Origin of the sequence: Microterricola pindariensis (genome assembly GCF_002936985.1) — a bacterium.
Taxonomy (GTDB): Bacteria; Actinomycetota; Actinomycetes; order Actinomycetales; family Microbacteriaceae; genus Microterricola; species Microterricola pindariensis.
The window spans coordinates 1-24,112 of record NZ_MPZN01000048.1 but is presented as its reverse complement, the minus strand read 5'-3'; the positions used below and the strand labels follow the sequence as shown (position 1 = coordinate 24,112).

Sequence of the window (24,112 nt, the reverse complement as noted above, 5' to 3'; positions counted from 1 at the left end):
TTTCGGCGGGCTGCTCCCCCGACCCCGCAGGCCGGAACGCCAGTGGCCCCTGGCCCGAACTCGCGTTCGGGCCAGGGGCCACTGGGCACTCGGTACTAGGCGTCGCCGAGCTGAGCGTCACCGGCATCCGCCCCATGCCCGATGCGGGCATAGACCTCTGGACGACGGCGCTTGATGACGTACGCCCAGACGATGCCGATGACCCCGGGCAGGATCGCGATGGCCGGCAGCAGGAAGGTCGTCGCGTTCGACTCCGGCTGGCCGAGCAACACGTCGAAGTTGCTGAGGATCAACAGGAGGATCGCGGCCAGCGCCACGGCCGAGACGATCGGCGCGACCAGCCTGCTGCCGACGCCGACGCCGCGGGCGTCCTTGCGGAAGAAGCCGACCACCGCCAGCGAGACCACCGCCATGAGCAGCACGAGGCCGAGGGCGCCGGTGTTGGTGAGCCAGGTGAAGAGGGTGATGACGGGGTATGGCCCGGATTCCGGGTTCCAGCCGGCCTCGCCGATGGCGAAGGCGATCACGACGACGACGGCGATGACGCTCTGGGCGAGCGAGCCGACCCAGGGGGCCCCGGTGGTCTGGCGCACGGCGGCGAGCTTGGCGGGCAGCACGCCCTCGCGGGCCAGGGAGAAGAAGTACCGGGCGACGGCGTTGTGGAAGCTGACCAGCGCGGCGAAGATGCTCGTGATGAACAGCACCGACATGATGTCGACCCAGATGACGCCGAGGTTCTCGGCGACGAAGCCGAAGAACAGCGGCGGGCCGGCCTCCTCGCCGGAGATGCCGCCGGGGTCGGTGATCTTGTCGACGCCGATGCCGAGGGCGAGCGCCCAGGCGGAGAGCGCGTAGAACACGCCGATCACGGCAACGGCGAGGAAGGTGGCGCGCGGGATGGTGCGGCGCGGGTCCTTCGACTCCTCACCGTAGATGGCGGCCTGCTCGAAGCCCATGAACGCGGCGATGCCGAAGGCGAAGACGGCTCCGACGCCGGGCACGAACAGGGCGGCGGGGCTCATCGGCTCGGTGGAGAAGCCGGCGGCGGGGTTGGTGAACGCGACCACGTCGAAGACGATCACGACGAGGAACTCGAGCGCGACGAGCACGCCGAGCACCTTGGCCGAGAGGTCGACCCGGTTCACGCCCATGATGCCGACGATGACGATGCCGACGAGCACGCCCACCCACCACGGGATGTCGAGTCCCGTCTTCTCACCGATGAGCATCGATACCTGGAAGCCGAACATACCCCAGATGCCCAGCTGCATCATGTTGTAGGCGACGAGCGCCACCAGCGACGCGCCGACGCCGGTCGGGCGGCCGATTCCCTGGGCGACGTAGGCGTAGAAGGCGCCCGCATTGTTGATGAAGCGGCTCATCGCCGCGTAGCCGATCGCGAAGATGGCGAGCGCCGCCGCCAAGATCAGGAAGCCGAGCGGGACGCCGGCGACGTGGGTCACCGAGAAGGTCGAGGTCACGCCGCCGGCGATCACGGTGAGCGGAGCCGAGGCGGCAACAATGAGGAAGGCAACGGCGAGGACGCCGAGCTTGCGGCGTTCCGGTGCCGGCGCCCCTGCTCGCGCAGGTCTGGCTTGGGCCGTCGAGGGTGAGCTGCTCACGGAATCTCCTTTGATTCGACTGGTGGCCGGTGCCGGCCACTCTCCGTGCGGGTATGCCACTCAGTGTGGCCGCCTGCCCCGCCGGCCACTGTGTTGTGCGCGCACGCCACTTGACTGGGCGGGCACAAGCGCGGCGGCTGCGCGCTCACCGTCAAGTCGTTCACGCTCGCAGACAAGTCGGGGTCGGCGGGGCGGTCGATACTGGAGGCAGGTAGCTACCGCAGCGCCGCCCATCCTGGCCTGCACCTTGTAAGGAACTGCAATGACGCACACCCCCGACACCCTCCACTCCCACGCGGCCGCGACGAGCGCGCCCGCCGCCGTGCGGCACCCGCTCGACCCGCTGACGGCGGAGGAGCTCAGCGCCGGTCGCGCCATCCTGGTGGCGGCCGGTCTGCTCGGCGAGACCGACCGTTGCGCCCAGGTGCTGCCCGTCGAGCCGGACAAGGAGGCCGTCGCCGGCTTCCGCACGGGCGATGCGATCGAGCGCCGGGTGCACTACGTGCTGCTCGACGTCGCCACCGGCGTCGCCTCCGAGGCCGTCGTCTCGATCACCGCCAACGCCGTCGTCGAACAGCTCTCCCTCGCCACCGACCAGCCGCCGTACGGCCAGCCGCAGTACCTCTTCGAGGAGTACGACCGCGCCGCCGAGATCGCCAAGGCCTCGCCGGAGTGGCGCGCAGCCATGGCCCGCCGCGGCCTCGCCGACCGCATCGAGCTCGCCTTCTGCGCTCCGCTGGCCCCGGGATTCTTCGGCCGCGACGACGAGGTGGGGCGCCGCGTCATCCGCTCGCTCACCTTCCTGCGCGACTTCGAGGAGGACAGCCCGTGGGCGCACCCCGTCGAGGGCCTGATCGTGCACATCGACCTCACCACCGGCGGCGTGCTCCGGGTCGAGGATGACGGCGACGTGCCTGTTCCGGCCGCCTCCGGCAACTACGGCGTCGACGCGATCGGCCCGGCCCGCACCACGCTGAAGCCGATCGAGATCACCCAGCCGGAGGGCCCGAGCTTCCACGTGGACGGCTCTCACGTGGAGTGGGAGAACTGGAAGTTCCGGGTCGGCTTCAACGCCCGCGAGGGTCTCGTGCTGAACCAGGTCAGCTTCCGCGACGGCGACGAGGACCGTCCCGTGCTGCACCGGGCCAGCGTGCCCGAGATGGTGGTGCCCTACGGCGACACCACCTCGACCCGGTTCTGGATCAGCTATTTCGACGCCGGCGAGTACCTGCTCGGCAAGAACGCGAACTCGCTGACGCTCGGCTGTGACTGCCTCGGCGTCATCCACTACTTCGACGGCTTCGTCGCCGACGACCACGGCCACCCGGTCAAGATCCCGCAGGTTGTCTGCATGCACGAGGAGGACTACGGGATCCTCTGGAAGCACACCGACCTGCAGGGCAAGAGCGAGGTGCGCCGCAGCCGCCGCCTCGTGGTCAGCTACTTCTCCACCATCGGCAACTACGACTACGGCTTCTTCTGGTACTTCTACCTCGACGGCACCATTCAGGTCGAGGCCAAGGCCACCGGCATCGTGTTCGCCGGCGCCGGCCACCCCGGCGAGGCCAACCCGCACGCACCGGAGATCGCCCCCGGCATCTTCGCGCCCGTGCACCAGCACCTGTTCTGCGCGCGCCTGGACGTCGCGATCGACGGCGAGGACAACGTGCTGCGCGAGATCGACGTCGTCGGCATCCCGATCGGCGAGAAGAACCCGTACGGCAACGCGTTCACCTGGACGTCGACCCCGCTGAAGACCGAGCAGGAGGCGCAGCGTCTGGCCGCCCCCGCGGCCGGCCGCGTCTGGGAGGTGGCGAGCGCGCACCGCACCAACCACGTCGGAAAGCCGACCGCCTACCGGCTGCACCCGCAGGGCGGGCCGACGCTGATGGCCCAGCCGGAGTCCACCGTGCACGGCCGCGCCACCTTCGCGACGAAGCACCTCTGGGGCACCGCCTTCGACGCCGCCGAGCGCTTCCCCGCCGGCGACTACCCGAACGCTCACCAGGGCGGGGCCGGCCTGCCGGCCTGGACGGCGGCCGATCGCGACCTGGACGGCACCGACATCGTGCTCTGGCACGTCTTCGGCCCGACGCACGTGCCGCGCCCGGAAGACTGGCCGATCATGCCCGTCGACTACTCCGGCTTCATGCTCAAGCCGCACGGATTCCTCGACCGCAACCCGGCACTGGACGTTCCGGACGGCGTGCGGCCCGGCGCCGGGGCGTGCGCCAGCACCGGCGACGCCGAGTGCCGCTGCGGGCACTAGCCCGCACTTCCCGAGCGGGGGCGCCGTCCCGACCGGGCCGGCGCCCCCGCTGCGCTCCGGCTTGTTCCGGCTTGCTCCGGCTTGTTCCGGCGGACAGGGTGTGGCCGCGGCGAAGTGGTGGTTGAGTAGCGGCATGTCCAACGAAGGCACCCCCGACGCCGCACCCACCGCCGCCCACCCCACGGAGCCCCATAGCGGTGAGCCGCACACCGGCGGCATCGCGCAGAAGCTCAACTGGCTGCGGGCCGGCGTGCTCGGCGCCAACGACGGAATCGTCTCGGTCGCCGCCGTGGTCGTCGGCGTCGCCGGGGCGACCCGCGACCCCGCCGCCATCCTCACCGCCGGCACGGCCGCCCTCATCGGCGGCGCGATCTCGATGGCCCTCGGCGAGTACGTGTCGGTGAGCAGCCAGCGCGACACCGAGCACGCCCTCATCGCCAAGGAGTCCAGGGAGCTTGCCGAGATGCCGGAGCAGGAGCTGGCCGAGCTCGCGGGCATCTACCAGGCCAAGGGCCTCTCGCCCGACACGGCCAGGCAGGTCGCGGTCGAGCTCACCGCGCATGACGCGCTCGGCGCGCACCTCTCGGCCGAGCTGAACATCGACCAGGACGACGTCGTGAGCCCGTGGCATGCCGCCTACGCCTCCGCGATCGCGTTCACCCTCGGCGCGATCCTGCCCATGCTGGCGATCCTGTTGCCACCGGAGGCCTGGCGGGTTCCGACCACCTTCGTCGCCGTGCTGCTTGCGCTTGCCGCGACCGGCGCCATCGCCGCGCAGCTCGGCGGGGCGCCGAAGGGGCGCGCGATGCTGCGGGTCGTGCTCGGCGGCGCGCTCGCCCTCGCGGCCACGTTCGCGATCGGCACGCTGCTGAACACGAGCGGCGTCGTGTAGGGCGCAGGGGCACTCTTCGCGCACAGTCAACCCCTGTGCCGCAGAGGTCAACCGGCCCAGGATGCCGCGACCTATCGTGGGACTCGAGCCGGCTCCGGCCCGCGGCCGAGGCGCCGCGCCGGGCGCCGTTCCGCCGCCGACCTCCCACCCCGGAAAGGGCACCATGACTGACAACGCCGTCACGCTGAATCCCGCAGACACCAGCAGCTGGCTGCCGCTGGACGGGCTCGCGCCCGGCTTCGACGCCAACAAGGCCCCGCACACCCTCGACCTGGCCGGACGCACGTTCACGGTGGTCGACGAACGCGGCACCCGCATCCGCCATGTCTTCGCCGAGCACACGGTGGCCTGGGACTACGCGCCGGGGGGCGGCGACGAGACCGAGCCGGCATCCGAGACCGACGACTACGAGGCCTTCCTCGTCGACGACGAGCTCTACTTCGTGCAGTTCCACCACAACTACCTGCCGAACGAGGCCGTCTCGCTCGTGCTCGACCTGCGGGCCGGCCGGGCGCTGGCCGTGATCAGCCTGATCGGCGAGCCGGTCCCCGGCCGCACGGCCGTGCAGCAGATCTTCGTGCCGGGCCTGATCGAGGAGATCCCGACGACCGGCGCGGAGGCGGCTCCGACGACGAGCCTCGTCGGCCGCCGCGTGCAGTGGGTGTACAGCGCCGAGCACGCCTACGAGCACGTGTACCTCTCGCCGAGCTGGTACAGCTGGCAGTGCCTGGCCGGCCCGGAGCGCGGCCTCGCCGACACCGACGAGAACACGGTGTGGGAGGTGCGCCCCGGCATCTACATCTTCGCCTGGCGGGAGAAGGTCATCCCCTGCGGCTCGGTGACGATCGCCGACCACCGCGATGCGCGAAACATCCGCTCCCACGGCGTCTTGTTCGGCCTCGACGCGAGCGGCGAGGTGCCCACGCACTTCACGTTCGGTGCCTTCGGCCGGCTGCTCTCGACGACCGTGCACCCGGAGCAGTACGACCCGGCCGCCATCGGCACGGCGGCCTGAGAGCCATGACGACCGCAGATCTCATCGTGCTGGACGCCACCGTCTACACGGCCGACCCCGCGCGGCCTTTCGCCGCCGCGTTCGCCGTGGCGGCCGGGCGGCTGCTGACGGTCGGCAGCGAGGCCGAGGCGCTGGCCCACCGCGGCCCGGACACCATGCTGCGGCGGTTGGGCGGTGCCTTCGTGATGCCCGGGCTCGTCGACGTGCACAACCACCACGCGCTGGCCGGCAAGACCGAGCTCTACGAGCTGTCGTTCGCGGCCACCGCCACCCTCCCGCAGATCCTCGACGCGGTGGAGGACTATGCGGTGCGGCTCCCGGCCGACGGCTGGGTGCTCGGCGGGAGCTGGGGCTCGGGGCTGATGGACGCCCTGTCGACGGATTCCGCGCGCGAGCGCCTTGACGCGGCATCCGGCGGCCGCCCGGTCATGCTCAGCGACGACAGCCGGCACAACCGCTGGGTGAACAGCCGGGCGCTGGAGCTGGCCGGCATCACGGCCGCCAGCACGCCCGACGCCGGCGGCGTGATCATGCGCGACCCGGTCAGCGGCGCCCCGAGCGGCGTGCTGCTCGAAGCTGCGGGCATGCCCGTGGAGGAGGCGCTGGCCCGCACTCACACGCTCACCGCGGAGCAGCACCGCCGGTGCTCGCAGCGCGGCATCGAGATCCTGGCCAGCCACGGCGTGACCGCCTTCCAGGACGCGGCCGCCTCACTGCCGATCCTGCAGTCGCTCAAGTCGCTCGATGACGCCGGCGAGCTGAACGCCTGGGTGGTGAGCTCGCTCACCGTGAACGACCAGATCTTCGGCTACGACCCAGTCGGCGAGGAGCTGCTGGCGCGCGGCGAGGAGTTCCGCAGCGAGCACCACCGGCCCGACTTCGTCAAGATCTTCCTCGACGGCGTGCCTCCGGCCCGCACGGGGGCGTTCCTCGAGCCGTTCCTGCCGGACGACGAGCACGGCGCCCACTTCTGCGGCACCACCACGATGGCGCCGGAGGAGCTGCTCGGCTGGCTGCGCAGCACCGCCGAGCGCGGGCTCTCGGCCAAGATCCACTGCACGGGCGACGCCTCCGCACGGCTTGTGCTCGACACCGTCGAGCAGCTGCGCGCCGAGGGCTACACCGACACCCGCTACCAGATCGCGCACGGCCAGTTCGTGGCAGAGAGCGACCTCGCCCGCTTCGCCGAGCTGGGCGTCGCCGCCGACATCTCGCCGTTCATCTGGTTTCCCGGCGTCATCCCGGATGCCATCGCCAGCGTGCTGCCGGCCGAGCGGGCCGCGCAGATGCAGCCCAACCGCAGCCTGATCGACACCGGCGCCCTCGTGGCCGGCGGCTCGGACTGGCCGGTGAGCGAATCCCCGAACGCGTGGGAGGGAATCCAGGGGCTGGTCACCCGCGCCGATCCGCACGGGGTCTTCCCCGGCACCCTCTGGGCGGAGCAGGCCATCACGCTGGAGGAGGCGATCGCGGCGTTCACGATCAATGCGGCCACGGCGATGGGGCTGGGCGCGGAGACCGGCTCGCTGGCAACCGGCAAGTCGGCCGACTTCGTGCTGCTCGACCGCAACCCGTTCGACTCCCCGATCGACACACTGATCCAGGCGCGGGCCAGGGAAACCTGGTTCGCCGGGCGCCTGGTCTTCGCACAGAAGACCCTCTTGACCGGCGGGCCGCAGGCTCTCCACCCGTTGCTCTACACTTGTTGACTATCTGTGCGTTCCCAAAACGGGCAGACTGGATGCAATTCAGAGCTAAAGGGGGCCTGCATGCCGAAGGTGATCGACCACGATCAGCGTCGCCGCGACATCATCGAGGTGACCCGCGGGCTCATCATCCAGGGCGGCATCGAGGCGGCCACCATGCGCGAGATCGCCGCGGAGGCCGGGTTCGCCAATGGTGCGCTCAAGCACTACTTCCCGGGCAAGGACGACATCATCCAGGGCACCTACGAGCTCTCGCTCGCCCAGATGAGCGAAGTCGTGCGGGTGGCGGTCGAGGGTAAGCGCGGCCTCGCGGCGCTCCGCGGCATCAGTGAGGCGTCCCTGCCGCTGGATGCCGAGCGCACCACCGCCGCCCGCGTGCTGCTCTCGTTCTGGGAGCGGGCCGCCTCCAACGAGCACCTGCACGAGATCTACGTCGACCACCTCGTCATCTGGCGGCAGGCGCTGGCACAGTTCATCGCCGAGGGCCGCGCCGACGGCGACATCCTGAGCAACACCCCCGACGAGCAGTTGATCCAGGAGCTCGTCACGATGAACGTCGGCGCGACCCTGATGAGCGTGATCAACCCGGAGCAGAACACCCCGGCACTGCAGCAGGCCCAGCTCGACGGCTTCTTCGAGCGGCTCGGGCGGCCGTAGGGCTTCGCCCTGCTCGACCGGCGGCGCTGGGGTCTCGACGGGCCCAACCAGCGGAAAGCTGCTCTCCACCGTTGGTGAGAGGGAGCGCCAGCGACCGAAGCCGACGCCCGCACGAGGTCGCTGCGCCAGTTGGGCGGGAACCGCGCCAGCTCAACGGGCGCGCACCCGCCCAAAGTGGCGCAGAAGCCGATCACGCCGGCTGCCGGGCTTCGGGGGCTGCGCTGCTCGTTCCTCGCGGCGCGGCCCCCTCTAGCCAACGTGAAGATACACACCGCCCCGGGGTTTCGACGAGCTCAACCAGCGGGGCAGGCTCAACCGGCGGTGGCGACGGGGCGGGGCTCCCGGAAGGTGAGCGCCCGGGCGGGATTGTCCACCATGATGGCGCGGAGGACGTCGTCGCCCACCCCGAGCCGGCCGAGCGCGGGCAGGAAGTGCTCAGAGATGTAGCCGTAGCCCTGCCCGCCGTAGCGCTTCAGCTGGACGCGCTGGCAGACGTCGCCGCCGAGCACGATGCGGTCGGCGTGGCCGTCGTCGACGAGCGCGGCGATGCCCCTGGCCACCGCAAGGTCGGTGAACGGCCAGAGGGTGCCCCACGGGCTGCCCGGAGTGCCGAGGAAGTCGAACTCGACGAGGACGCCGCGGGCGAGGAGCCGCCTGGCGAACGGCAGGTCGTCGCCGAGGGTGCCGGCGTGGCCCATCACGACGTGGCGGAGGTCGACCCCCTCGTCCTCGAGGATGTCGAGCACCCGGAACTTCTCCTCGCCGTAGCCGCCCTGGTGGAAGGTGATCGGCGCACCGGTGATGCGGGACGCCCGCCCGCTGGCGCGCACGCTTTTCAGCTCGTTCGGGGTGAGCGGGTTGCCCTCGACGCCGACCTCGCCGATGATGCCCGAGCGGATCGCGGTGCCGTCGACGCCGACGACGATGTCGCGCACGATCTCCGCGGCCATCTCCTCGACGCTTTTCCGGTCCATGTCGGCCGGGTGGAAGTTCTTCTCGTACCAGCCGGCGCCCATCACGATCTGCAGGCCGCTGGCCCGGGAGAGCCTGGCGAGCGAGCGGGCGTCGCGGCCGAGCCCGGTGTTGGAGACCTCGACCATGGTGCCGCCGCCGAGGGTGCGGAATTCCCCCACCTCGGCCAGCATCTCGTCGAAGTCGCCGAGCAGGTCGTTGTGCTCGATGATGCGCCCCCGCCGCACGGCGGCGAGGTTCGCGAGGCTGAGCGGCTCCGTCGACCCCGGGGTGCCCCAGCCCGGCCGGGGATTGTGCAGCGGGCGCCGGATGTCGATGAAGATGTGCTCGTGCATGAGCACCTGGCCGAGGGATTCCGGGGCGACCGGGCCGGTGACGGTGAGCACCTGGCCGGCGATGTTCGGGATGGCGGCGCTCGGGATCGCGGCGGTCATGCGCGCTCCTCGCGTGCCGGCATGGAGAGCCAGCGCTGCGGGTTGCCCTCGGTGAGGGCGGCGAGCAGGCCGTCATCCGCCCCGAGCATCCGCAGGTAGGGCAGGTACTGCTCGAGGAGGAAGCCGTAGCCGTTGCCGCCGAAGGCGTTCAGGTCGATCTTGCGCCGCACGCCCTGCGAGATCAGCAGCTGCCCGGCCAGACCGCGGGCGGCGAGGCCGAGGATGCCGAGCGCGATGTCGTGGTCGCTCACCTCGGTGAGGATCGTGGGGATGTCGCCGAGACGGTCAAACTGCGCGTAGACGCCGCGCGCCAGGACGGCGTCGAGCTCCGCCGGCCGCGCCAGGAGCGCGGCGGCGTCGCCGAGTGCGACCGCGGACGGCTGCACCCCCTCGGCCTCGAGGATGTCGAGCACGGCGAGCGTGTCGGCGATGGTAGCGGAGCGGGTGATGCTGACGGGCGCCCCGGTCTGGCGTGCGGCGGCGGCGACCGCGAGCAGGAGTCGCCGCTCGTCCTCCCGGGCGGGGTCGATCGCGCCGACCCGACCGATGAGCCCGGCCCGGATGCCGTCGACGCCGACCTCGATCTCCGCCGCGATCTGGGCGGCGATGCTCGCTGGCGATCGCTCGGCCAGCTCCGGCGACCACGCCGGGTGGTGCCACCCGGCCCCCATCACGACGGCGAGGCCGGTGGTGTCGGCGATCCGGCGGAGGGCACCGGGGTTGCGGCCGAGGCCGATGCTCGTCTGGTCGACGATGGCCCCGCCGCCCAGCCGGCCGAACTCGCCGGCCTCGGCGATGGCCAGCAGCTCGTGGTCCAGGCGCAGGTTGTCGCGGTTCGGGGCGCCGAGGTTGAGCGCGCCCAGCATCTCGATGCCGACCGCGGCCTCGTAGAAGGCGGCCTCGGCGGCGGCCGTCGGGCGCGTGCGGCCGATGCGACGCCAGCCGTCCTCCGATTCCTCCGGTGTCGCGAAGTTCGCGATGAGATGTTCGTGGGGCAGGGTGACGCCGAGGGAGTGCGGCGCGCTGGGGCCGCTGACGGTCGAGACGAACATGGCGCTCCTCGGGGTTCTGGGGTGCACCCCGCCGACCGGGCGGGGAACGCGGTCGGCGGGGTGCTCGTGCACGCGGAGGGCTAGACCGCCTCGGCCACCAGGATGCGGGGACTGCCCGGCAGGGCGATCGTCTCGACGGGCTTCCACCCGGTCGCGCCGAGCCATTCGGCCACGGTCGACTCCGGGTAGACGACGGTGCCGTCGATGTTGAAGTACTCGCCGGCGTGCAGCGCGTCGATCTTGCGCTGCACCGGGTTGTCGTCGAGGAAGAAGTCGAGCACGACCAGGTGGGCTCCCGGTGCGGCGGCGGCGCGCGCGTTGGCGAAGATCACGCGGTTCTGGGCGTCGTCGAAGCGGTGGATGACGTGGTTCACGAGCACGAGGTCGTGCTCGCCGCCCGGCTGCACGGTCTCGGTGTCACCGCCCTCGACCCGGGAGCGACCGGCGACGCCGGCCGCCTCGACGGCTTGCTGCACCGAGTCGGTGAAGTCGGGGGCGAAGACGAAGCGCGTGTTCAGCTCGGGGTTGGCCTTCATGCCGTTCACGGCGAACGCGGGGCTCAGGCCGCCGAAGTCCAGTGCGTTGCGGTAGTGGGAGAAGTCGAAGTGGGCGGCGAGCTGCTCGGCGTGCAGCTCGTTGTAGGTCATGACGCCGGCCATGAAGTCGCCCCAGCCGGCCTCGTCGAGCTCGAGGGTGCCGGCGGCACCGCTGTCGACGGTGTCGTCGTAGCGCAGCCACTGCTTGTAGCTGATGTCGTTGAGGAAGGCGAGGAAGGGGGTGAGGTCGATGCCGGCGCCGCCTGCGGTCAGGTAGGCCGCGGCATCCGGGGTCAGTTCGTAGCGCCCGCCGGTGCGGGTGATGAGGCCCTGCGCGGTCATGCTGTCGGCGAGGATGCGCAGCTGCTGGGCGGACACCCCGGTCGCAGCCGTCAGCTCGTCGAGTGAGCGGGGGCCGTCGGCGAGGGCGCTGAAGAGGCCGACCCGGCTGGCGGCGAAGAGTTGCTTCGCTCCCATGAATCCGATCGCGATGTCGAGGATCGCCTCGGGGGTTGCTGTGGTCGTCGGCTGCGTTGCCGTCATGGTGTTCTCCTTCGGAGTGCGGGGCCGGCGTCGTCGCGCAGCCCGCGGCTGGTGCGGTCTCGGGAAACTCTACAAGCGTTGACAATAAACATGCAAGCGGCGTGCGTGCGGCTCTCCCTCAATTTCAACGTGCGTAGAATAACAGCAGGCGCGATGAGGCGCCCCGAGCGAATGCGAGTGCAACCATGGCCCTTTCCGTGCAGATCTTCTCCCCCGCGGGCGGCGAGGACGCCGCCCCGACTCCCCCGGTGGTCTTCCTCCACGGCTTCGCCTCCTCCGGCGCGTCCGACTGGGTGGCCGGCGGCTGGCACGAGGCCGCCACAGCCACCGGGCGCACGGCGGTCGTCGTCGACCTGCCCGGCCACGGCGCCAACGCCGCGGCCGTCGATGCGGGCGTCGGCACGACCGCGGTGGTGCGCGCGCTCAGCGACGCCGTCGACGCCGCCATCGCGGCGGCCGGGGCGGAGCAGGCGGATGTCGTCGCCTACTCGCTCGGGGCGCGCCTCGCCTGGGAACTCCCCGCCGCCAACCCGCGGGTGCGCCGGCTGGTGCTCGGCGGCATCAGCCCGTTCGACCCCTTCGCCCAGCTGGACACCGCCGCGCTGCGCGCTGCCTCCGCCGGGACGCAGGAGCCGACCTCCCCGCTGATCGGCATGATGGCGCAGATGGTGTCGGCGCCCGGCAACGACCCCGAGTCGCTGATCGCCCTGATCGACGGCCTCGCGAGCGAGCCATTCCTGCCCGGCCGCACGGCGGGCGCGGCCACGCCGTCCGGTGCGCCGCAGCTGCCCACGCTGTTCGTGGCCGGCAGCGACGACATGATGACCGGCGGCATCGAGGGCCTCGTCGAACTGGTGCCGGATGCCGCGCTCCTGCGCGTCCCGGGCGACCACCACGGCGCCCTCGGCTCGGCCGAGTTCCGGGCGGCCGCGCTCGACTTCCTCCGCTGAGCACTGTTCCTCAGCTGAGCACCGCCGCGGCTGGCGGCGGCTACCAGCTGCCGTCGGCGTTGACCGCGCGGTCGACCCAGAGCCCGGCCGTCGCCGCCCGGAGCGCGTCGGCGCCGATCCGGTCCAGCAGCTCGAGGGCGCCGAGGTTGTCCTCCAGCTGCTCAATCCGCGACACCCCGAACAGCACGTTCGCGGTGGCCGGGTTGGCCAGGCAGAAGGCGATGCCGAGCTGCGTCGGCGTCGCGTCCAGGCCGGCGGCGATGCGGGCGAGCTCGGGGTAGACGGCGACGATCTGCTCGCGGATGCCGCCGACATCTGCCCCGATCTTGCGCTCGGGGGCGAGCTTGCCGGCGAGAATGCCGCCCTCGAACACGTCGGAGGCCTGCAGTGCGAGGCGGCCGGAGCGGAACAGCTCGCCGTAGTGCGCGCCCTCGGCCATCGTGCGCCGGGCGAGGCCGTACTTCAGCTGCGCGAAGGTGGGCGGCGTGAGCCCCTCGGCCTCGGCGAAGTCGAGCGCGAGGGTGATGTCGGCGGCCTGCCAGTTGTTGACGCCCCAGCTGCCCACGCGGCCGGCCGCGATCTCGGCCGCGACGTCCGTGACGATCTGCCGAACGTCGATGGGGCCCATGTAGTCGCCGACCACGACGGCGTCGGCCTTCTCGACGCCGATGCGGGAGAGAGAGGTCTCCATCTGGCTGGCGAAGCTCGTCGCCGGGTACTCCCACAGCCAGAGCTTGCCGCAGAGCAGGTAGTCCTCTCGGGCGAGCCCGGCGACCCGCACGGCCTCGCCGAAGATCAGGTCGGTGCGGGCGTTCTCGGCGTGCGGGCCCATGTTGTAGTGCGCGACGTCGAAGAACGCGGCGCCGACGGCGGCCGCGCGCTGGATGAGCCGAACCGCGTCATCGAACTCCATCCGGTCCCAGGTGTTCCATGAGCCCAGCGCGAAGACGGGCACCTCCGGACCGGCGGGGCCGAGGCGGCGGGTGGGGACGGTTCCTTCAAAACTCATGGGGTCTCCTCAGAAGCATCATCGCTTTATTTTCTACGTTCGTATAATATAACCCCATGCACGCCGCCCGGCGTGAGACGAAGGAGTTTCCACCGTGACCGAATCCCGCACCGTGCTCATCACCGGCGGAGGCGGCGGCATCGGCCGCGGCATCGCCGAGGCCTTTCTCGCCCAGGGCGACCGCGTCGTGCTCGCCGACGTCAACGCGGATGCCGTGGCCGCCGCCGCGTCCGAGATCGGCGCGGCCGCCGTCGCGCTGGACATCACCGACCCGGCCGCCGTCTCCGCCGCGGTCGCAGAGGTCGCCGCCGAGTACGGCCCCATCGACGTGCTCGTCAACAACGCCGGCATCCTCTCGGTGCACGGCGCCATCACCGAGCTCTCCGCCGAGGCCTACGCCTCGATCGTCAACGTGAACATCGTCGGCACCTTCAACGTGACCCAGGCCGTCGCGAACCAGATGATCGCCGCGGGAACGAAGGGCGCAATCGTCAACATCTCCTCGATCGGCGGCAAGCAGCCGACGCCCGGGATGGGCGCCTACGAGTCGAGCAAGGCGGCCGTCGACTCGCTCACCCGCTGGGCGGCGATCGAGCTGGCCGGCCACGGCATCCGCGTGAACGCCGTCGCTCCCGGCCCCGTGCTGACCCCGATGCTGCAGCTGGGCATGCCGGAGGGCTCCCCCGCCCGCGCCGCGTGGGAGTCGCGGATCCCGCTGGCGCGGCTCGCCGCGGTCGAGGACATCGCCCCCGCGGTCGCCTTCCTCGCCGGGCCGGGGGCCGGCCACATTACGGGCGTGAGCCTGCCCGTCGACGGCGGGCAGCTGCTCGTCTGAGCGCGACACCGGAACGGACGATGGCCCCTGCGGTTCCGCAGGGGCCATCGTCGTCTCGCCGGTCGGGCCTCAGCCGACGAGCGCCGCCTCGCGCTCGAACACGACCTCACCGTCGACGACGGTCAGGTCGACGGCGACGCCGGGCAGCTCGGCCGGCGCAACCGTCAGCGGGTCCGCCGCGAGCACCACCAGGTCGGCGACCTTGCCCGGCTCGAGCGAACCCTTCCAGGCCTCGGCGCCGTCTTGCCGGGCCGGGGCGACGGTGTACGCGTGCAGGAGCGCGAGCATCCGTTGCTCCTCTTCCCCGGGCGCCGGCGAGCCCATCCAGGCGTCGGCCGCCGCGATGCCCTCGCGCCAGTCCGGCGAGAGCACGGGGGCGTCGGAGCTCAGCGAGAGCGAGACCCCCGCGGCGAGCGCCTCGGCCAACGGCCAGGCATCGGCCGCAGCCTGCTCGCCGAGCACGCCGGCGAGCCAGGGCGCGGTGAGCACGGCGATGCCGGCCTGCACGTTCAGCCCCATGCCGAGCCCCGCCATCGCGGACAGCGACTCGCGCGCAACGAGGTCGCCGTGGATCACGTAGTGGCGCAACTCGGCCGGCGCCGCCGCCTGCGCGTGGGCCACGGCATCCGCCACCACCTCGATCGCACGGTCGCCCGTCGCGTGCACCCCGACCTGGAAGCCGGCCAGGTGGGCGGCGCTGATCATCTGCCGCAGGCTCGCCTCACGCTCGGCGATGTCGGCGCCGGCGACGAGCAGATCACCGGAGCTGCCGTCCGGGTAGCTCCGGCGCGTCCATGCTTGGAGCATCGGCGGGATGCCGTCGGCGAAGATCTTCACCCCGGCGATCCGCAGCCAGTCCGGCTGACCCGTCTCGCGCACCGTGGCGTTCAGCCGGGCGGTGAAGCTGCCGAGCTCGCTCGGGCCGTCGAGCACGCCGAACAACATGAGCACGGTGACGCGGGCCGTGAGTGCCCGCTCCGCGGCGAGCGCGCGGTACTCGTCGAGCACCAGCTGGCCGAAGCAGCCCGTCGCACCGGCGTCCTCGCCCGGGCCGAGCCCCGGCTCGGTGTAGCTGGTGATGCCGAGCGACGCCGCCAACCGGCCGGCCCGGAGGATCGCGGCTCTGGCCTCCCCCGCCGAGGTGATCAGCGGGGCCGCCGGCGCCGCGTCGTGCGGATCGCCCTCGAACGCCACGGCGTCGCCCTGCTCTCCCATCGCGCCGAAGACCGTGTCGGGCCAGAGGGCGCCGAGCCAGCTCGCGTGCAGGTGGGAGTCGTTGATGCCGGGGATGACGGCACGGCCGTCGAGCTCGATGACGCGGGTGCCCGCCCCGATGAGCGGCTGCACCTCGGCGTCGCTGCCGACGAGCACGACGCGCCCCCGCCGCACCGCGACCGCCGTTCCCCGCGTTCCCGCGGCATCCAGCGCGAGCACGGCCCCGCCTCGCAACACCAATTCGGCTGGGCTGTCGGTTTCGTCCCGATCAGATCGCTGCACATCTCCTCCTCGAGAGCTTCGCAATGTAAGTCAACGTATGTAGAATAACCCAAACCGGCGACAGGTTCGACAGCGTTGCGATCCGCGGGCCGCACAAAGGAGCATTCAATGACGATTTCCCTTCCGACATCGACCCGCGCCGCGGTGCTGACCGCACACGGCGAGGATCTCACGCTGCAGGAGATTCCGCTGCCGGGCGAGATCGAGCCGGGCGCCGCCCTCGTGCACATCGCCTGCACGACGCTCTGCGGCACCGACATCGAGATTTGGCAGGGCAGGATGACCTTCCCCGGCATGCTGCCGATGGTGCTCGGCCACGAGATGGTCGGCGAGATCGTCGCGGTCGGGCCCGGCACGACCGACGCCCTCGGCCGGGCGCTCGCGGTCGGAGACCGCATCGGCTGGTCGGAGTCGACCTGTGGCCGCTGCTTCGGCTGCACCGTGCTGCGCGAGCCGGTCGCCTGCTCGCAGCGCGGCTACGGCTTCCTGCAGCGCTCCGACGTACCGCCGTACGCTACGGCCGGCCTCGCCGAGTACGCCTATGTGACGCCGGGTGCCGCCAAGCTCCGGCTGCCCGACGAGGTGAAGGACACCTGGGCATCGATGGCGGGCTGCGCCGCGAAGACCGTGCTGCGCGCCTTCCAGCGCGCCGGCGGCGTGCGCCCCGGCTCCCGCGTCGTGGTGCAGGGGTCCGGCGCCCTCGGCATCTTCGCGACTGCCGTCGCCCACCTCTCCGGGGCGGGCACCGTCATCACCGTCGGCGCCCCCGCCGACCGGCTGACCGCGGCCCGCCGCTTCGGCGCGGACGCCGTCGTCGACATCAGCGGCGGGTCCGAGGCCACGATCGCCCGGGTTCTGGAGCTCACCGATGGGCAGGGCGCCGACCTCGTGCTCGACTTCGCCGGCGCCCCGAGCGTCGGCCCGGAGGCCATCGCGATGGCCGCCCAGCGCGGCACCGTCGTGATCGTCGGATCCACCGGCCCCACCGGTGCGCCGATCACCCTCTCGGCGATCATGGGCAAAGAGCTCTCGGTGGTCGGGTCGCTCAACGGCGACATCTCCGACTACTACCGCGCGATCGAGTTCTTCCGCTCCTTCGCCGATCGGATGCCGTGGGACGAGCTGTTCAGCGCCCCCGTTGGCCTCTCCGCCGCATCCGCCAAGATCGCCGCCATGTCGGCCCTCGGCGAGATCAAGGCCGTCATCGACCCCCGCCTGCCGTAGGCAGCCCGACAAGCGAAAGAAGACCACCATGACCACCACCGTCTCCGCCCCGGCCATCCCGCGCCGCGGCATCGGCCGCTCCGGCCTCGAGGCCTCCGTGCTCTCGCTCGGCTCGTGGCACACCTACGACCGGATGCACTTCGAGGATTCCGTCGAGCTGGTCGCCACCGCCGCGGCCCGAGGCATCAACCTCTTCGACGTCGGCGTCTACGCCTTCCCCGGCGGCCCGCCCGCCTTCACCGACGTGCTGTTCTCTGCCATCGTCCGGGCGGCCGGGCTCGAACGTTCCGACTACCTGCTCTCCGAGAAGCTCTGGCTGGAGGGCTTCGGCCCCGACGGCTTCCGGCCCCAGCTGGAGCGGGCGCTGTTCCGCGTCGGCACCGACTACTCAGACCTCGTGATCCTCGGCGACCTCCGCCGCGACGACCTGGAGCTGCGCGAGCTCGTGCTCGACCTCGCCGAGCTGCAGGAGTCCGGCAGCATCCGGGCGTGGGGCGTGAACAACTGGTCGGCCGGCAACATCCAGGAGCTGATCGACGTCGCCGCGGCCGAGGGGGTGCCCGGCCCGCAGATCGCGCAGCTGAAGTACAGCATGTCCCGCCGCTCGATCCCCGACGGGGCGCCGTTCGCGGGGCTGTGGGAGCAGGGCCTCACCATGCAGGCCTCCGATGTGATGGAGGGCGGCATCCTCGCCGGCAAGGTCAACCCCGACCGCGAGGTCGGCCGCGACCCCGGCGACATCCGGGCCGCGATCATCGCCTCCGTGCCCGGCGTGATCGCCCTCGCCGAGGAGCTCGAGACGACGCCGGCGCAGCTCGCGGTGGCGTTCACGCTCACCCACCCGGCGAACACGACGACGCTCTTTGGTGCGACCCGCCTCGAGCAGCTCGAGCAGAACATCGGCGCCATCCAACTCGTCGAGCGCGTCGGCGCCGCCGAGCTCCGCTCCCGCGTCGCCCCGTTCTGGGCCGACAACGGCATCGTCGATCCCGAGGGACCGTGAGCGCCCGCGCGACGCCGGCCGGCGTCGTCCCCGTTCCGTTCGACCCGGAGCTCGCCCCCGTGCTCGAGTTCATGGCGGCCTCCCCACAGCCGCCGCTCAGCTGGGAGTCGCTGCCGGCGACCCGGCCGGGGCTGGCCACGATGTTCCCCGGCCCGGTCGAGGCGATCGCCGGCCGCGCCGTCGACACCGAGGAGCGCATCATCCCGGGGCCGGCCGGCGCCCCCGATATCGAGGTCACGATCTTCCGGCCGCGCGGGCACACGGCGGCGGATGCCGCGCTGCCCGCGCTCGTCAACATCCACGGCGGCGGCATGATCCTCGGCCACCGGCACTGGGAGTCCGAGCGCGTCATCCAGCTGGTGCTCGAGCTCGGCGTGATCGCCGTGAACGTCGAGTACCGCCTCGCTCCCGAGCACCCCTTCCCGGCCGGCGTCGAGGACTGCTACGCCGGGGTGCTCTGGACAGCGGAGCACGCCGCCGAGATCGGCGCGGACCCGGAGCGCATCGTGGTGATGGGCGGCAGCGCAGGCGGCGGCTTCTCCGCGGCCGTCGCCCTGCTCGCCCGCGACCGCGGCGGTCCTGCCCTGGCCGGGCAGCTGCTGCTCTGCCCGATGCTGGACAACACGAACACGACCGTGGCCAGCCACCAGTACGACGGCATCGGCACCTGGATGCGCGACGCCAACCTGCTGGCCTGGCGCTGTGTGCTCGGCGAGGAGCTGGCCCTCAGCACCGCGGCCTCGCCGTACGCCGCCCCCAGCCGGGCCACCGACCTCAGCGGCCTGCCGCCTGCGTTCATCGAGGCAGGCGCGGCCGAGATGTTCCGCGATGAGGACGTCGACTACGCGACCCGCATCTGGGCGACCGGCGGCAACGCCGAGCTGCACATCTGGGCGGGCGGATTCCACGGCTTCGACATGTACGCACCGGAGTCGGAGCTGGCCCGGGCGGCGCTGGACGCCCGGCACTCCTGGCTGCGCCGCATCCTGCAGCTCGAAGGTGTGCGATGAGCGCGCGCCCGGTACCCTACGACCCGGAGCTCGTCGACGGCCTGGCCGGCTTCCTCGAGCTGGTCGAGCGCATCCCGCTGCGCGCGGACACGATCCTCGCCAACCGGGAGCACTTCGCCACGATCATCCCGCCGATGGAGGCGCAGGTCGGCGAGCTGGCGGTCGACTGGGAGAATCGCGTCATCCCGGGCCCGGCCGGCGCCCCCGACGTCGAGGTCACCATCGTGCGGCCGCGGCGCGCACCCGGCGCCGCCCCGGCCGAAGCCGCCCCCGGCGTGCTCGGCATCCACGGCGGCGGCCTCGTGCTCGGCACGCGCTTCTTCGGCACCGGCGAGCTCATCGACCTCGCGCTGCGCCATGGCGTCGTCGGCGTCGCCGTCGAGTACCGCCTCGCCCCGGAACACCCGGGCACGGCCGCCGCGGAGGACTGCTACGCGGCGCTCGAATGGTTCGCCGCCCACGCCGCCGAGCTCGGCGTCGACCCCGAGCGGATCATCGTCTCCGGCGCCAGCGCGGGCGGCGGCCTGTCGGCGGCCGTCGCGCTGATGGCCCGCGACCGCGGCGGCCCCGCCCTGGCCGGGCAGCTGTTGAACTGCCCGATGCTCGACGACCGCAACGAGACCGTGTCGAGCCGGCAGTATGACGGCCTCGGCGCCTGGGACCGCAACAACAACGACACCGCCTGGAACGCGGTGCTCGGCGAGCTGCGGCACAGCGACGCCGTCTCGCCCTATGCGGCACCCGCGCGGGCCACCGATCTCGGCGGGCTCCCGCCCGCCTACATCGAGGTCGGGGCAGCCGAGGTGTTCCGCGATGAGGACGTCGACTACGCGCTGCGCATCTGGGCGGCGGGCGGCCAGGCCGAGCTGCACGTCTGGGCCGGCGCCTATCACGGCTTCTCCGGCTTCTCCCCCGACGCCGTCGTGTCGCAGGCGGCCCTCGCCGCCCGCGACAGTTGGATCCGTCGCACGCTCGGCCTCTGAGCCGCGCGTGCGGCGGGTCGCCGCCCCACGGATGCCGCCGGCCGGCGGCATCCGCCACCCCCTCCGATTCGGAACCCCATGACCGCCACCGCCCCCGTCCGCACCATGAGCGTGCGTCGCAGCGTGCTCGTGCTCGGCGCCCTCGAAGCCTTCGGGCCGCTCTCGATGGACCTGTACATGCCGACGCTGCCCCAGCTGGCGGCGTCCCTCGACACCAGCGACACCCTCGCCCAGGCGACGATGTCGGTCTGCATGATCGGCCTCGGCCTCGGCCAGCTCCTCGCCGGCCCGCTCAGCGACCGCTTCGGGCGGCGCCGGCCGCTCCTCGTCGGGGTCGCCCTGTTCGCGCTGTTCTCACTCGCTTGCGTGTTCGCGCCGACGATCGAGGTACTGCTCGTCGCGCGGCTGCTGCAGGGGCTCGCCGGCTCGGCCGGCATCGTGCTGAGCCTGGCCATCGCGCGCGACATGTACAGCGGCGTCGAGCTCTCGCGCATGCTCTCGCTGCTCGCCCTGGTCGGCGCCTCCGCCCCGATCATCGCGCCGGTGATCGGCGGCCAGCTGGCGCTGTTCATGGACTGGCGCGGCATCTTCGGGGTGTTGGCCGGCATCGGCGTCGCCCTCTTCGTGCTCGCGTTCACCAGCTTGAAGGAGACGCTGCCGCAGGAGGCACGGCACGGCGGCGGGTTCGGCACGACGATGCAGCACTTCGGCGCGCTCGCCCGCGACCGGCTGTTCGTGGTGATGCTCATCGTCTCGGCGGCCGGCGGGGTGGCGTTCTTCACCTACCTCTCCATGTCGAGCTTCGTGCTGCAGGGCGAGTTCGGGCTGAGCCCGCAGCTGTTCAGCGTGTTCTTCGCCATCAACGCCCTCGCCAACATGGGCGGCGCGCAGCTCAGCCGGCTCCTCGTGCGCCGGCTGGGCCCCGTGCGAATGTATCTGACCGGGCAGACCGCGACGGCACTCGCCGCCGTGGCGATGCTCATCGTCGTGCTCTCGGGCGCCGGCGTCGTCGGCGTGCTCATCGTGCTGGCCGTCTTCCTGTTCAGCTCGGGCGTTGGCGGGCCCAACGGCACGACCCTGGCGCTCGGCGGGCATGCCGAGCGGGCCGGCACGGCATCCGCCGTGCTCGGCACCGCCATGTTCGTCGTCGGGCCCATCGTCGCCCCGCTGGCCGCGCTCGGCGGCGCCACGGCGCTGGCCATGTCGCTGACGGTGGCGCTCTCCGCGGTCATCGCCACGACTCTCGCCCTCTCGGTCGTGCGCCCGATGCTGCGGGGCGTCGCCGTCGACCACTGACCGCCGCTCCTGGTCACCGTGGAGGAGGAGCCGCTCTCTTCGCGCAACGTCAACTGCTGTGCGGACGCGGTCAATCCCGCCGCGGGACGCCGACCTATCGTGGGTGCAGACCGGACTCATAGTGGAGGATCCATGCACAACTACGACACACTTCTCGCGGCGATCACGCCGCAGACTGGCCCGGCGCGCGAGGTCCACGATCCCGCAACCGGCGCGCTGATCGGCACCGCCCCGGTGCAGGACGTCGCCGACCTCGAGTCGGCGATCGACCGGGCGGCGGCGGCACAGCCCGCCTGGGCCGCGCTCAGTGGCGAGGAGCGCAGCGCGCTCCTGCACCGGGCGGCCGACGCGATCGAGGCCGCGGCCGAGCCGCTCGCCGAGCTGCTCTCGCGCGAGCAGGGCAAGCCGCTCAACGGCCCGAATGCGCGCTTCGAGGTGTCCGCCTGCGCAGTCTGGCTGCGCACCGCCGCCGACACCCCGCTGCCCGTCGAGGTCATCGTCGACGACGGCGAGAACTACGCCGAGATGCACTACCGGCCGATCGGCGTCGTCGGCGCCATCGCGCCGTGGAACTGGCCGATGATGATCGCCATCTGGCAGATCGCGCCGTCGCTGCGGATGGGCAACACGGTCGTCGCGAAGCCGGCCGAGACCACGACGCTCTCGGGCCTGGCGCTCGTCGCCGTCATGAACCAGGTGCTGCCGGAGGGCGTGCTGAACATCGTGGCCGGCCCCGGTCGCACGGTCGGTGACGCGCTCACGAAGAGCCCCAGGGTCGGCAAGATCATGTTCACCGGCTCGACGGATGTCGGCAAGCGCATCATCGAGGCCAGCGCGAACAACGTCACGAGGCTGACCCTCGAGCTCGGCGGCAACGACGCCGGCATCGTGCTGCCCGATGTGGACGCCGCGGCCATCGCCGCCGACCTGTTCTGGGGCGCATTCATCAACACCGGCCAGACCTGTGCCGCGCTCAAGCGCCTGTACGTGCACGACGCCGTCTACGACGAGGTGCTGGAGCACCTCGTCGCCTTCGCGAAGAGCATGCCGATGGGCGTCGGCCTCGACGAGCAGAACGTGCTCGGCCCGCTGCAGAACCGCGGCCAGTACGAGATCGTCCACCGCCTGGTCGAATCGGCGAAGGCGTCCGGGGCGCGCGTCGTGCTCGGCGGCGACCCCGACCACGACGCGGTCGGCAACTTCTACCCGACGACGATCGTCGCCGACATCGACCCGCACAACGACCTCGTGCTGGAGGAGCAGTTCGGCCCGGCGCTGCCGGTGATCCGCTACACCGACCTGGACGCCGTGGTGGGCCTCGCCAACGAGCTCGAGTTCGGCCTCGGCGCCTCGGTCTGGTCGGCCGACCGGGACGCGGCGCGCCAGATCGCGGCCCGTCTGCAGGCCGGCACGGTGTGGATCAACTCCCACGGCGGGCTGCACCCCATGGTGCCCTTCGGCGGGGCGAAGCAGTCCGGCTACGGCCGCGAGTTCGGCGTCGACGGTCTCAAGGCCGTCGCGGAGCCGCAGGTCGTCAGCGGCTAGTTGCTCGCCCCTCACAGGTTGTGAGCAGCGTAGCCTGAGGGCGTCAACCGAGAACCTCCGCCATCGATCGATTCGATCCGCGGAGGTTCTCGTGTCCCGGGCCGCTCATGCCCACGCCGGCCGGGCGACCTCGCCTGGTCCAACTCGTCATCGAGGACGTCCGGGAGAAACCCCGGCCGCCCATCGACTACGCGAAAAGTGCGCCACCTGCACAGCGGTGGCGCACTTTTCGCGTAGTCGATGCATCGAGTGCAGGCGGGGCGCGTCCGCGCCCCGTGCGACGAGGCGGGGCCGTTTCGATGGAGCGGCCCGCCTCGGTGCCGGACGGCTGCCTACACGGCCGCGGACTCCTGTCGCAGCTCCAGCCAGGCCTGGCGCCGCTCGGCCTGGCCGGCCGGGTCGGCGATCGGGGACGCCGTCAGCAGGCGGCGGCTGTACGCGTGCTGCGGTTCCCGGGTGACCTGCTCGCCATCACCGGTCTCCACGAGGTTGCCGCGGTACATCACGGCGACCCGGTGGCAGACCCGGCGCACGACACCGAGGTCGTGCGAGACGAAGAGGTAGGACACCCCGGTGTCCCGCTGCAGCTCGATGAGAAGTTCCAGGATCGTCGCCTGGGTCGTCAGGTCGAGCGCACTCACCGGCTCGTCGCAGATGATCAGCCGCGGGCGCCGCACGAGGGCACGCGCGATCGCGATGCGCTGCCGCTGCCCGCCGGAGAACTCGCTCGGGTACCGCTCGAGCACGTTCCGGGGCAGGCTCACCCGGTCGAGCATCTCGGCCACCAGGGACCTCGCCTCGCGCTTGCCGGTGCCCGCGGTGGCGAGCGGCTCGGCGAGGATGTCCCCGATGGTCATGAGCGGGTCGAGCGAGCCGTACGGGTCTTGGAAGACCACCTGGATGTCGGAGGCGAGTGCACGCCGCTCGCGCCCCTTCGCGTGGGTGATGTCGCGCCCATCGAAGGAGATCCGGCCGCCGGCGACCGGGACGAGGCCGAGAATGGCCTTGCCCAGGGTGGACTTGCCCGACCCCGACTCACCGACCAGTCCGACGCACTCCCCC

20 protein-coding genes are annotated in these 24,112 nt (G+C 71.9%); 13 read left to right on the top strand and 7 right to left on the bottom strand.

Annotation, left to right across the window (positions count from 1 at the left end; all coding sequences use genetic code 11):
- Nucleotides 1-95 precede the first annotated feature (95 nt).
- Nucleotides 96-1,622, bottom strand: a complete 1,527-nt coding sequence (locus tag GY24_RS13030) for an APC family permease (RefSeq protein WP_104476450.1) — start codon at nucleotides 1,620-1,622, stop codon at nucleotides 96-98.
- A 262-nt stretch (nucleotides 1,623-1,884) separates the two neighbouring features.
- Here GY24_RS13030 and GY24_RS13025 point away from each other — a divergent pair, with 262 nt between their 5' ends.
- The 5 genes from GY24_RS13025 to GY24_RS13005 all read left to right on the top strand — a co-directional run bounded on the left by GY24_RS13025 (nucleotide 1,885) and on the right by GY24_RS13005 (nucleotide 8,161).
- Nucleotides 1,885-3,891, top strand: coding sequence for a primary-amine oxidase (locus GY24_RS13025; RefSeq protein WP_104476448.1), 2,007 nt, complete (start codon nucleotides 1,885-1,887; stop codon nucleotides 3,889-3,891).
- A gap of 133 nt (nucleotides 3,892-4,024) precedes the next feature.
- A complete protein-coding gene (locus GY24_RS13020; RefSeq protein ID WP_104476445.1) occupies nucleotides 4,025-4,783 on the top strand; it encodes a VIT1/CCC1 transporter family protein in 759 nt (252 codons plus the stop codon).
- A 163-nt stretch (nucleotides 4,784-4,946) separates the two neighbouring features.
- Nucleotides 4,947-5,798, top strand: a complete 852-nt coding sequence (locus tag GY24_RS13015) for a MoaF C-terminal domain-containing protein (protein WP_104476443.1) — start codon at nucleotides 4,947-4,949, stop codon at nucleotides 5,796-5,798.
- Nucleotides 5,799-5,803: 5 nt separating this feature from the next.
- The gene (locus GY24_RS13010) at nucleotides 5,804-7,507 is read left to right on the top strand and encodes an amidohydrolase (RefSeq protein WP_104476441.1); all 1,704 of its coding nucleotides are present in this window, start codon (nucleotides 5,804-5,806) and stop codon (nucleotides 7,505-7,507) included.
- 60 nt (nucleotides 7,508-7,567) lie between these two features.
- Complete coding sequence (locus tag GY24_RS13005; protein ID WP_104476439.1) at nucleotides 7,568-8,161, top strand: TetR/AcrR family transcriptional regulator; 594 nt, start codon at nucleotides 7,568-7,570, stop codon at nucleotides 8,159-8,161.
- A gap of 311 nt (nucleotides 8,162-8,472) precedes the next feature.
- Here GY24_RS13005 and GY24_RS13000 read toward each other — a convergent pair whose 3' ends face one another.
- From GY24_RS13000 to GY24_RS12990, 3 genes are all read right to left on the bottom strand, one after another.
- Nucleotides 8,473-9,567, bottom strand: a complete 1,095-nt coding sequence (locus tag GY24_RS13000; RefSeq protein ID WP_104476436.1) for a phosphotriesterase family protein — start codon at nucleotides 9,565-9,567, stop codon at nucleotides 8,473-8,475.
- The gene (locus GY24_RS12995) at nucleotides 9,564-10,619 is read right to left on the bottom strand and encodes a phosphotriesterase family protein (RefSeq protein WP_161498737.1); all 1,056 of its coding nucleotides are present in this window, start codon (nucleotides 10,617-10,619) and stop codon (nucleotides 9,564-9,566) included. The genes GY24_RS13000 and GY24_RS12995 overlap by 4 nt, the downstream gene beginning before the upstream one ends.
- A gap of 80 nt (nucleotides 10,620-10,699) precedes the next feature.
- Nucleotides 10,700-11,698 carry a methyltransferase gene (locus GY24_RS12990; protein WP_104476432.1) on the bottom strand — a complete coding sequence of 333 codons (999 nt, stop codon included), beginning with the start codon at nucleotides 11,696-11,698 and terminating at the stop codon, nucleotides 10,700-10,702.
- A 185-nt stretch (nucleotides 11,699-11,883) separates the two neighbouring features.
- Here GY24_RS12990 and GY24_RS12985 point away from each other — a divergent pair, with 185 nt between their 5' ends.
- Nucleotides 11,884-12,648, top strand: a complete 765-nt coding sequence (locus GY24_RS12985; protein WP_104476430.1) for an alpha/beta fold hydrolase — start codon at nucleotides 11,884-11,886, stop codon at nucleotides 12,646-12,648.
- A gap of 40 nt (nucleotides 12,649-12,688) precedes the next feature.
- Here the strand turns inward: GY24_RS12985 and GY24_RS12980 are convergent, their stop codons facing one another.
- Nucleotides 12,689-13,657: an aldo/keto reductase gene (locus tag GY24_RS12980; protein WP_104476428.1), complete on the bottom strand. Its 969-nt coding sequence runs from the start codon at nucleotides 13,655-13,657 to the stop codon at nucleotides 12,689-12,691.
- Nucleotides 13,658-13,751: 94 nt separating this feature from the next.
- Here GY24_RS12980 and GY24_RS12975 point away from each other — a divergent pair, with 94 nt between their 5' ends.
- Nucleotides 13,752-14,492, top strand: a complete 741-nt coding sequence (locus tag GY24_RS12975) for an SDR family NAD(P)-dependent oxidoreductase (protein WP_104476426.1) — start codon at nucleotides 13,752-13,754, stop codon at nucleotides 14,490-14,492.
- Between the two features lie 69 nt (nucleotides 14,493-14,561).
- Here GY24_RS12975 and GY24_RS12970 read toward each other — a convergent pair whose 3' ends face one another.
- The gene (locus GY24_RS12970; protein ID WP_233279361.1) at nucleotides 14,562-15,926 is read right to left on the bottom strand and encodes an amidohydrolase; all 1,365 of its coding nucleotides are present in this window, start codon (nucleotides 15,924-15,926) and stop codon (nucleotides 14,562-14,564) included.
- Between the two features lie 171 nt (nucleotides 15,927-16,097).
- On the opposite strand from GY24_RS12970, the gene GY24_RS12965 reads away from it, so the two are divergent.
- The 6 genes from GY24_RS12965 (at nucleotide 16,098) to GY24_RS12940 (ending at nucleotide 23,050) form a co-directional block, all read left to right on the top strand.
- Entirely contained in the window at nucleotides 16,098-17,213 is a 1,116-nt protein-coding gene (locus GY24_RS12965) for a zinc-binding dehydrogenase (RefSeq protein WP_104476421.1), read from the top strand.
- Nucleotides 17,214-17,241: 28 nt separating this feature from the next.
- Complete coding sequence (locus tag GY24_RS12960; protein WP_104476418.1) at nucleotides 17,242-18,216, top strand: aldo/keto reductase; 975 nt, start codon at nucleotides 17,242-17,244, stop codon at nucleotides 18,214-18,216.
- Nucleotides 18,213-19,226 carry an alpha/beta hydrolase gene (locus GY24_RS12955; protein WP_233279360.1) on the top strand — a complete coding sequence of 338 codons (1,014 nt, stop codon included), beginning with the start codon at nucleotides 18,213-18,215 and terminating at the stop codon, nucleotides 19,224-19,226. The genes GY24_RS12960 and GY24_RS12955 overlap by 4 nt, the downstream gene beginning before the upstream one ends.
- Complete coding sequence (locus tag GY24_RS12950; RefSeq protein WP_104476416.1) at nucleotides 19,223-20,209, top strand: alpha/beta hydrolase; 987 nt, start codon at nucleotides 19,223-19,225, stop codon at nucleotides 20,207-20,209. The genes GY24_RS12955 and GY24_RS12950 overlap by 4 nt, the downstream gene beginning before the upstream one ends.
- A gap of 78 nt (nucleotides 20,210-20,287) precedes the next feature.
- Nucleotides 20,288-21,505, top strand: a complete 1,218-nt coding sequence (locus GY24_RS12945; RefSeq protein ID WP_233279359.1) for a multidrug effflux MFS transporter — start codon at nucleotides 20,288-20,290, stop codon at nucleotides 21,503-21,505.
- 132 nt (nucleotides 21,506-21,637) lie between these two features.
- Nucleotides 21,638-23,050: an aldehyde dehydrogenase family protein gene (locus GY24_RS12940; RefSeq protein ID WP_104476414.1), complete on the top strand. Its 1,413-nt coding sequence runs from the start codon at nucleotides 21,638-21,640 to the stop codon at nucleotides 23,048-23,050.
- A gap of 332 nt (nucleotides 23,051-23,382) precedes the next feature.
- On the opposite strand, the gene GY24_RS12935 is transcribed toward GY24_RS12940, so the two are convergent.
- Nucleotides 23,383-24,112 (bottom strand): ATP-binding cassette domain-containing protein (locus GY24_RS12935; protein ID WP_104476412.1); only part of this gene is annotated, 730 nt, incomplete at its 5' end.

What these genes read in the sequence shown, in the direction of transcription:
- GY24_RS13025 (WP_104476448.1), top strand. Translation starts at nt 1,885, where the DNA reads ATGACGCACACCCCCGACACCCTCCACTCCCACGCGGCCGCGACGAGC.
- GY24_RS13020 (WP_104476445.1), top strand. Translation starts at nt 4,025, where the DNA reads ATGTCCAACGAAGGCACCCCCGACGCCGCACCCACCGCCGCCCACCCC.
- GY24_RS13015 (WP_104476443.1), top strand. Translation starts at nt 4,947, where the DNA reads ATGACTGACAACGCCGTCACGCTGAATCCCGCAGACACCAGCAGCTGG.
- GY24_RS13010 (WP_104476441.1), top strand. Translation starts at nt 5,804, where the DNA reads ATGACGACCGCAGATCTCATCGTGCTGGACGCCACCGTCTACACGGCC.
- GY24_RS13005 (WP_104476439.1), top strand. Translation starts at nt 7,568, where the DNA reads ATGCCGAAGGTGATCGACCACGATCAGCGTCGCCGCGACATCATCGAG.
- GY24_RS13000 (WP_104476436.1), bottom strand. Translation starts at nt 9,567, where the DNA reads ATGACCGCCGCGATCCCGAGCGCCGCCATCCCGAACATCGCCGGCCAG.
- GY24_RS12995 (WP_161498737.1), bottom strand. Translation starts at nt 10,619, where the DNA reads ATGTTCGTCTCGACCGTCAGCGGCCCCAGCGCGCCGCACTCCCTCGGC.
- GY24_RS12990 (WP_104476432.1), bottom strand. Translation starts at nt 11,698, where the DNA reads ATGACGGCAACGCAGCCGACGACCACAGCAACCCCCGAGGCGATCCTC.
- GY24_RS12985 (WP_104476430.1), top strand. Translation starts at nt 11,884, where the DNA reads ATGGCCCTTTCCGTGCAGATCTTCTCCCCCGCGGGCGGCGAGGACGCC.
- GY24_RS12980 (WP_104476428.1), bottom strand. Translation starts at nt 13,657, where the DNA reads ATGAGTTTTGAAGGAACCGTCCCCACCCGCCGCCTCGGCCCCGCCGGT.
- GY24_RS12965 (WP_104476421.1), top strand. Translation starts at nt 16,098, where the DNA reads ATGACGATTTCCCTTCCGACATCGACCCGCGCCGCGGTGCTGACCGCA.
- GY24_RS12960 (WP_104476418.1), top strand. Translation starts at nt 17,242, where the DNA reads ATGACCACCACCGTCTCCGCCCCGGCCATCCCGCGCCGCGGCATCGGC.
- GY24_RS12950 (WP_104476416.1), top strand. Translation starts at nt 19,223, where the DNA reads ATGAGCGCGCGCCCGGTACCCTACGACCCGGAGCTCGTCGACGGCCTG.
- GY24_RS12945 (WP_233279359.1), top strand. Translation starts at nt 20,288, where the DNA reads ATGACCGCCACCGCCCCCGTCCGCACCATGAGCGTGCGTCGCAGCGTG.
- GY24_RS12940 (WP_104476414.1), top strand. Translation starts at nt 21,638, where the DNA reads ATGCACAACTACGACACACTTCTCGCGGCGATCACGCCGCAGACTGGC.